At 68.5% G+C, this 8,090-nt stretch carries 4 protein-coding genes; 1 reads left to right on the forward strand and 3 read right to left on the reverse strand.

Features of this window, described 5'->3' with window-relative positions; translation table 11 throughout:
- Positions 1-30: 30 nt before the first annotated feature.
- The 3 genes from ACFU8Q_RS36255 to ACFU8Q_RS36265 all read right to left on the reverse strand — a co-directional run bounded on the left by ACFU8Q_RS36255 (position 31) and on the right by ACFU8Q_RS36265 (position 6,382).
- Positions 31-1,749, reverse strand: a complete 1,719-nt coding sequence (locus ACFU8Q_RS36255; RefSeq protein WP_384462815.1) for a protein kinase family protein — start codon at positions 1,747-1,749, stop codon at positions 31-33.
- A 126-nt stretch (positions 1,750-1,875) separates the two neighbouring features.
- Positions 1,876-4,035, reverse strand: a complete 2,160-nt coding sequence (gene murJ / locus ACFU8Q_RS36260; RefSeq protein ID WP_384462818.1) for a murein biosynthesis integral membrane protein MurJ — start codon at positions 4,033-4,035, stop codon at positions 1,876-1,878.
- Between the two features lie 49 nt (positions 4,036-4,084).
- Positions 4,085-6,382, reverse strand: a complete 2,298-nt coding sequence (locus ACFU8Q_RS36265) for a DUF6049 family protein (RefSeq protein ID WP_384462821.1) — start codon at positions 6,380-6,382, stop codon at positions 4,085-4,087.
- Between the two features lie 183 nt (positions 6,383-6,565).
- On the opposite strand from ACFU8Q_RS36265, the gene ACFU8Q_RS36270 reads away from it, so the two are divergent.
- The gene (locus ACFU8Q_RS36270) at positions 6,566-8,008 is read left to right on the forward strand and encodes a CCA tRNA nucleotidyltransferase (RefSeq protein ID WP_384462824.1); all 1,443 of its coding nucleotides are present in this window, start codon (positions 6,566-6,568) and stop codon (positions 8,006-8,008) included.
- The last annotated feature ends 82 nt before the right edge of the window (positions 8,009-8,090 follow it).

Consider the following 8,090-nt stretch of genomic DNA (forward strand, 5'->3'; position numbering starts at 1 on the left):
GTGGGAGCGGGCTCCCACCGGCCTTTCGTGTCAGCCGAGTACCGAGATCTCCGAGATTCCGCCGCGGAAGCCGTCGGACGTCCCGTCAGACGGCAGCTCCGTGATGTGAATCAGCACGTAGCGGGTCCGTACGGGCTTGGCGAGGGACTCCTTCAGATCGCTCCCCACCGTCGCGAGCTTGGTGAGGTGCTGAGGGAAGTCCGAGAGGGACGACGGGGCTGATGCGTTCGCATCGGCCGCGAGCACTTCGGCCTTCTGCCCGCTGCGGAACATCTCGACCTTGATGCCCTTGACCTCCTGGACACTGCCCAGGTCGACGACTATGCCGCTGCCATCCCTACGGGGCGCGAGGTTGCCGAAATTCGCGTAGCCCCGGTAGCGGAGGGTGATCCAGGCGGTACTCGCATTGCCGTCGATGGTGTTCGGCGCGTCCTTCTGCTTTATCCCTGAGCCGCTGGGCATGAACTCCGTCGCACCGGCTATCCGCAGCGGCTTGAGCGGGGCCGGAGGCTTTTTGTCGTCGTTCTCCGGGGTCGTCTGCGTGGTGTCGTCGTTCCCCGAGTCCTTGCCGCGGTCGAGGAGCGTCTCGGCGAGCTGCCAGCTGCCGAGGCCCAGCGCGGCGATGAGCAGCGCGGACACCGCCCACTTGAGGACTTTGCCGGTGCGGCTCTGGAGCGGGGCCGGGGGCACGGCGATCACCGGCTGAGTAGTGACGCCGGGGCTGGTGGGCGGGCGCCCGTAGGTGCCCTGCTGGTAGGTCGTGCGCTGGTACTCCGGGGGCGCCGTGAAGGTGGGCTCCGGTGGGCGGATGCGGGGCATCGAGGCGACGGCCTTGGCCAGCTCGTCCGGGGTGGTGCACGGCTGCTCCTGCCGGGAGGCAGTGGCGCCGTCATTGGCGAGTGCGCGCATGGCGAGCTCGGAAAGACCGCGGTGAACACCGGCACGTACCTGGTCCGGGGCGATCAGCCCCACTCCCTTGGGCAGGCCGGACAGACCGTAGGCATCGGTTTCGTACGGCCAGCGCTGGGTCAGTGCGGCGTAGAGCAGGGCGCCGATCGCCTCGGTGTCCGCGCGCTGCGGGCCGTCGGCGGTGATACCCCGCAGTGCGGCGTTCACCGCGAGGCCGCGGATCCGGTACTGCCCGGTCGAGCTGCGCAGCACCGCGCCCGGGGTCAGCCTCAGATGCGCGAGACCCTCCCGGTGCGCGGCTGCCATGGCCTGGGAGATCTGGCTGACGAGCTGGTACGCGTCATGCGCGTCCATCGGTCCCGCGGCCAGCAGCGAGGTGAGCTCGGTGGCGTCGGGGAGCCATTCGTGGACGACGTAGACGAGGTCGTTCTCCTCGACCGCGTCGAGCACCTGCACGAAGCGCGGGTCGCCGAGCAGCGCGGAGGAGCGGGCCGCGGCCAGCACCGACCGGGCTCGGGGGTGGTCGGCGGGCAGCAGATGGACGCCGACCGCGCGGCGCAGCTTCTCATCGACAGCGCGCCAGCTGCTGAACCCGTCCAGACGGGTGACGCACTCTTCGAGCCGGTAACGTCTGGCCAGTTTGTGCCCGCTGTGCAGATCAGGGGTCGGCAGAGTGGCCTCGGAGCTGATGCGCTCACCGTCCGTGTCCTGAGGCTCGTTGCCCGTTGTGTCCTGAGCTTTCGCCGTCCCGTCGGTCGTGGCCTCGTCCGCCTTGGCGGCCAGCGGTTCATCACCGCTGTTGTCGGCCACGTCGACGGCAGCCGTGCTACGTTCCGCCACCGTCGTTCCTGCCTCCCCATCCGTTGCGCGATGCCAGCCAGCCCTGCACAGTCATGCCAATTGTGCCCACACTCCGGCGCTATGCACGACACGCAGGGGGCGGTGATGGTTGTGCGGCTGCGATTCTCAGCGCCCGAGCCGCCCTCGAACCATGCCGACCATGCCGTTGATCTCTTCGATCCGCATCCGCTTGGCGGCGACGAAGAAGACGCCCAGCAGAACGGCCCCGCCGCAGATCAGCGCGACGAGTGAACCGAAGGCGCTTTCGCCGAGGCCCATGAGAACAGCGAAGCCGACGCCGCCGCCGAGCGCCGCTGCCGGGATGGCGGCCAGGCACAGGCGGGCGTAGGTGCGGACGACGTGGGCGCCGTCGAGATCGCCGCCCAGCCGGTTGCGTAGCCGTCGCCAGGCGATGCCCACGCCGACGGCGTAGGCGAGTCCGTACGAGGCAGCCATGCCGACCACGGCCCACTGGGCCGGCAGGATCACGTAGCAGACGGCCGAGGCGGCCGCGTTGACCGCGGCGACGATGACTGTGTTGTAGAAGGGCGTCCGGGTGTCCTCGTAGGCGTAGAAGCCTCGCAGCACCACGTACTGCACGGAGTACGGGATCAGGCCGAGACCGAACGCCATGAGGATGAAGCCCATGGACCGGGCCGCTTCGGTGCCCGCGGAGGCATACAGCAGGGTGCACATCGGCAGGCCGAGGGCGAGGAACATGAAGGCCACCGGCACGATCGCCACGGCCGAGTTCCGCAGGCCCTGGGAGATGTCGTCGCGGACGGCGCCCGGGTCGTCGTCGTGGGCGGCGCGGGAGATGCGGGGCAACAGGGCCGCCATGACCGACACGGTGATGATGGCCTGCGGCATGCCCCAGATGAGCTGGGCGTTGGAGTACGCGAGGAAGCCGGTGCCGTCCTTGCCGGACAGCTTGCCCGCCGATGTCGCGAGCTGGGTGACGACGATCACGCCTGCCTGGTTGGCCAGCACGAACAGGACGGTCCACTTGGCCAGCTTGACCGTCTTGCCGAGCCCGTGCCCCTTCCAGTCGAAGCGCGGCCGGAAGCGGAAGCCGGCCTCGCGCAGATACGGGACCATGGCCAAGGCCTGGACGACCAGGCCGAGCAGCGTTCCGATCCCCAGGAGCCGGACGCCCTCCGGCGGGATCGTCTGCACCCCCATCTGGGATTCGGCAGAGGTGCCGTAGACCCAGATGAACATGCCGAACGTGAAGATCATGACGATGTTGTTGAGGACCGGGGTCCACATCATCGCGCCGAACCGGCCGCGGGCGTTGAGGATCTGTCCCATCACGACGTGTACGCCCATGAAGAAGATGGTCGGCAGGCAGTACCGGGCGAACGTCACGGCGACGCTGTTGGCGGCCGTGTCCCTGGCGATCGTCGGCGACATCATGTGGATCAGCCACGGAGCGGCGAAGACCGCGATCGCGACGATCACACCGAGCGCGACCATCACCAGGGTCAGCAGCCGGTTGGCGTAGGCCTCGCCGCCGTCCTCGTCGTCCTTCATGGAGCGGACGAGCTGGGGAACGAAGACCGAGTTCAGTCCGCCGCCGACGGTGAGGATGTAGATCATCGTCGGCAGGGTGTAGGCGATGGTGAAGCTGTCGCCGAGGAGTGCCGCACCGAGCGCGGCGGTGATCACGAGGCTGCGGACGAACCCGGTGAGCCGGGACACGAGCGTGCCGGCCGCCATGACCGCGCTGGATTTCAGCAGGCCGGATGCGCGGCTCCCGGACTTGGGCGGTGCGGGCGCCGGGGTCGGGGCAGGCTCGGGCTCGGCCGGGACAGAGGGTCCTGCCGGGCCTTCCTGGTCCCGGAACAGGTGGGCGAAGGCGTCCGGCTGTTCACGATCGTGGGATGCCTGGCTGACGAGATCGTCGACCCCGACGAACTGCGTGGTCGCCGGGTCGTCGCCGTACGGGAGGTGCCGCGACGGTCCGTCGGGCTCGGGGGGTGGGGTCTGTGCCCAGATACGCGGGTCGGGCGGGTACTGGGCTGCGGGCTGCTGGTAGAGCGGCTGGGGCTGCTGGTAGGTACCGGGGGGCGGCGGTGGGTGCGCGGCGCGGTCGTACAGCGCCTCGGCCACCGGATCCTGGACGGACAGGTCCTGGGCCCGGTAGGGGTCGTAGGCGTACGCGGACTGCAGGTACGGATCGGGCGTCGGCGGAACCTGGTCCGGTGCGGGAGGGACCGGGGGCCCACCGGAAGACCCGGCTCCGCCCGCACCCTGACCGCGGTCACCGTCGTACGGCGCGTTCATCGAAACCCCACCTCATCGTCCCCGGCCGACCGGCCACGACAGACATCGCTCAACGTTCCACTTTCTCACCCGGGCCAGACGGTGCCCCGCTTTCCGGACCGGTGTCCGGCGTCGGGTCACTCGGCTGCTCGGGATCGCTGTCGTCGCCGCCGGCCGCACCGTCGGCGTTGGCCCGCTTGCGCTGGGTGTACATCCTGATGCCTGCGAGGACCAGAAGCAGCAGCCCGCCGGCGATCACCAGCAGCACGGTCGGGGTGAGCTCGGAGACCTTCACGGTGAAGGTCATCTCTCCGCCGTACGGTGTGCCGTCCTCGGTGTAGAGCTGTGCGGTCATCTGCACCTGGCCATTGATGTTGGCCGCGGCGTCGAACTTCACGGACTGGCTGTGCCCGCCGGCGATCCGGATCGGCTGCTCCGCCACGGCCCCGCCGTCGTTCAGCTTGAGCCGGGTCGCGTTTTCCGACTTCAGCCGGAGGACCAGGTGGTCCACGCCCTGCAACAGCCTGTTCTGCACGGTCACCGGGATCGTGGCGCTGCGGCCGGACAGGGTGACATCCGACTTCGAGATGAGCTGGACCTCGTTGATCAGGCCCTGCAGATAGGTGCGTACCGAGTCCCGGTACTGCTGGGCCTCCAGCGGCCTGCCACGCCAGGACGTCGACATGGACCGGTTGACCGCGTTGCCGAAGGGGGTCACCACCCGCTCCGGCCGGGCGAGGATGACCTGGAAGTTGTTGAGCGAGGCCTGGGTGGACTTGATGTCCTGGAACGCCTGGGTGGGCAGCTCCTGGCTGCGCAGCCGCTTCGGGTACTTAGAGGAGCCGGGGACACTGGTCGTCGCTTCAGCGTCGGGCTTCGCCTCGGCCGCGTCGACGAGCCCGAGGGGCTGGGTCCAGCGTTCGTCGTCGAGGGAGTGCAGAGCGGCGGCCATCGACTGGGCCTGGGCAACCGTCGGCATCCGCTGCGGCGCGACGACGATGCTCCGTTCCTCGTCCGTGTCCTGCTCGGTCAGGGCGAGGGTCTGCGCGAGGAACTTCTGTACGGCGAGGGTGGACTTTCCCGCCTTCGACATATCGCCCTGGAAGGCCGTGGAGAGCCGGGCATCGGCGACCACGGCGGTGGTGCCGCCGCCGATGGGACGGGCAGAGGTCGGCGTGTACGGCAGACTGCCGGTCTCCTGGAGGCTGTCGCTGCGGGCGATTACGTTGTGCGCGCCGGCTGAGGTGGCGACGTCGACGATCGACGGATCCACCGCCCCGTCGACGGGCCAGGCGAAGTCGGTCGACGGCTTCACATGCAGGATGGTCTGCACCGTTGTCCCGGCCACATCCGTGGCGGTCTGCAGGTGGCTGAGGGTGCCCGACACGTTCTTGCCGCGGTGCGCGAGGGAAGCCAGGTCGGGGTCGGCGAACGGCAGCGCGACGACCTTGCCGTCCGACACCGCGGCTTCCAGCGAGGTGAGCCACTCCTTGGCGACGGCCTGGTTCTTCCCGGCGACGGTGGTGTCGCCGGACTTCACGCGGTAGTTCCGCGCCATCGCGTCGACGCTGGCCAGCAGATCCGGGTCGATGATCCACGTCACAGGCAGCTGGCTGCCCAGTGAGACCAGCTGTTCGAGGCGCCCGCCCGGCGCGAGTTCGGCGGCCAGGTCGTCATCCGCGAACACGGGTGTCTGCTGATCGTCGGAGCCGGTTTCGGCGGTGACGTGGGGCGACGCGATGAGCGGCCAGAGATAGGTGACCTTCGTCCTGGAGTCACGCTCCTCCTGCTGCCAGGGCAGGAAGGTGCGCTGGATCCCCAGCACGTGGTCGTACCGGGCCCGGGAGGTCTGCCCCGACAGCGAGACACCGAGCTGGTAGACGCCGTCGTCGCCGAGCCCGAGCTTGTCGACCGGCACGGACAACGTGAAGTCCTGGCTGATTCCGGAAGAGAGCTTCGCGAACTTCACCGTGTACTTGCCGCCGAGCGGTGCGGGGTCGCTGCCGGGGACGTAGCCGGTGCGCTTGGCCGCGGTGTCGATCGACATCCTGCCGTCGAGCCTCGGACCCACTCGCAGGTCGACCTCCGCCTGCGTGATCGTCTCCCTGCCCCTGTTGGTCACGGTGCCGGAGACGGTCAGGGTGTCCCCCTTCACCGGTGCGCTCGGAGCGAGAGTGTCCAGGGACACATCGACCGTCTCGGAGCCGGTGGGGGCCTTGGCGGTCCCGCCGGCCTGGGCGGCGGACGCGGCCGGTCCGGCCAGCAGCATGGCGACGAGCGGTGCCCCGATGATCGTGGCGGCTGTGCGCCGCAGCCACCGGCGGGCAGGAGAGGGATTGATCCCCTGAATGTCTGCCGCCTCGGCCACGCGCCTACCCGTCCCTCGTCGTTGTCAGCTGGTGTCGATGGTTGTCGGTTGCTGCGTCCCCGCATGGTAACGATGTGCGTGGGTGCGAAGCGCTGGGGAGTCCGTTACATGATCGGAAGAGTCTCGCAGGGCGGGACGAAACCAGGACGACCGGGCCGGTCCGGGCACGTACCCTTTTCTGTTGTGTCGAACGCCAATGAAGACAGCTCCCGTGCCCTGACCCAGGTGCAGCACCGCGCAGTCAGCGAACTGCTGCGGGTGTCACCGGTCGCCGACGATCTCGCCCGCCGTTTCCAGGATGCCGGATTCAGTCTCGCTCTGGTCGGTGGCTCGGTCCGGGACGCGCTTCTCGGCAGGCTCGGGAACGACCTGGACTTCACGACGGACGCCCGCCCCGAGGCCGTACTGAAGATCGTCCGGCCGTGGGCCGACTCGGTGTGGGAGGTCGGGATCGCCTTCGGCACCGTGGGCGCCCAGAAGGACGGCTACCAGATCGAAGTCACCACATACAGGTCGGAAGCGTACGACAGGACCTCACGCAAGCCCGAGGTGTCCTATGGCGACTCCATCGAGGAAGACCTCGTCCGTCGTGACTTCACGGTCAATGCCATGGCCGTCGCGCTGCCGCGGAAGGACTTCGTCGACCCTTATGGCGGTCTTGAGGACCTGGCCCGCCGCGTGCTGCGCACCCCCGGAACGCCTGAGGAATCCTTCTCCGACGATCCGCTGCGCATGCTCCGTGCTGCTCGCTTCGCCGCGCAGCTGGACTTCGACGTCGCCCCCGACGTGGTCACGGCGATGACGGAAATGGCCGGGCGTCTCGAGATCGTCTCCGCCGAGCGGGTCAGGGAGGAGCTCAACAAACTGCTGCTCTCCGCCAACCCTCGCAAGGGTCTGGCGCTGCTTGTCGACACGGGTCTGGCACAGCAGGTACTGCCCGAGCTCCCCGCTCTGCGTCTGGAAAGTGACGAGCATCACCGGCACAAGGATGTCTACGAGCACTCGCTGACCGTCCTGGAGCAGGCGATCGACCTGGAGGAGGACGGGCCTGATCTGGTTCTGCGTCTTGCCGCTCTGCTCCATGACATCGGCAAGCCGAGGACGCGGCGCTTCGAAAAGGACGGGCGCGTCTCGTTCCATCACCACGAGGTGGTGGGCGCCAAGATGACCAAGAAGCGGCTGACCGCGCTCAAGTACTCCAACGACACGGTCAAGGACGTCTCGAAGCTCGTGGAGCTTCACCTGCGTTTCCATGGTTACGGCGACGGCGAGTGGACCGACTCCGCGGTGCGCCGCTATGTGCGTGATGCGGGCCCGCTGCTGGAGCGGCTGCACAAGCTGACCCGCTCGGACTGCACCACGCGGAACAAGCGCAAGGCCGCTGCCCTCTCGCGGACCTATGACGGACTCGAGGAGCGCATTGCGCAGCTGCGGGAGCAGGAGGAGCTGGATGCCGTCCGGCCCGACCTGGACGGCAACGAGATCATGAAGACGCTGGGCGTGGGTCCCGGGCCGGTGATCGGCAAGGCCTACGCGTTCCTGCTGGAGCTGCGGCTGGAGCACGGGCCGATGGGGCATGACGTCGCGGTCGAGAAGCTCAAGAAGTGGTGGGCCGCGCAGAGCTGAGGCCGCTCAAGGCCTGATCGGCAGCAGATCGGAAACGGATGTGGTCATGTTTCACGTGAAACATGACCACATCCGTTTCCGA

This window comes from Streptomyces sp. NPDC057543 (genome assembly GCF_042801895.1).
GTDB lineage: Bacteria > Actinomycetota > Actinomycetes > Streptomycetales > Streptomycetaceae > Streptomyces.

Bases quoted from the DNA above. Each gene is read 5' to 3' on its own strand.
- murJ (WP_384462818.1), bottom strand. From the start codon at position 4,035: ATGAACGCGCCGTACGACGGTGACCGCGGTCAGGGTGCGGGCGGAGCC.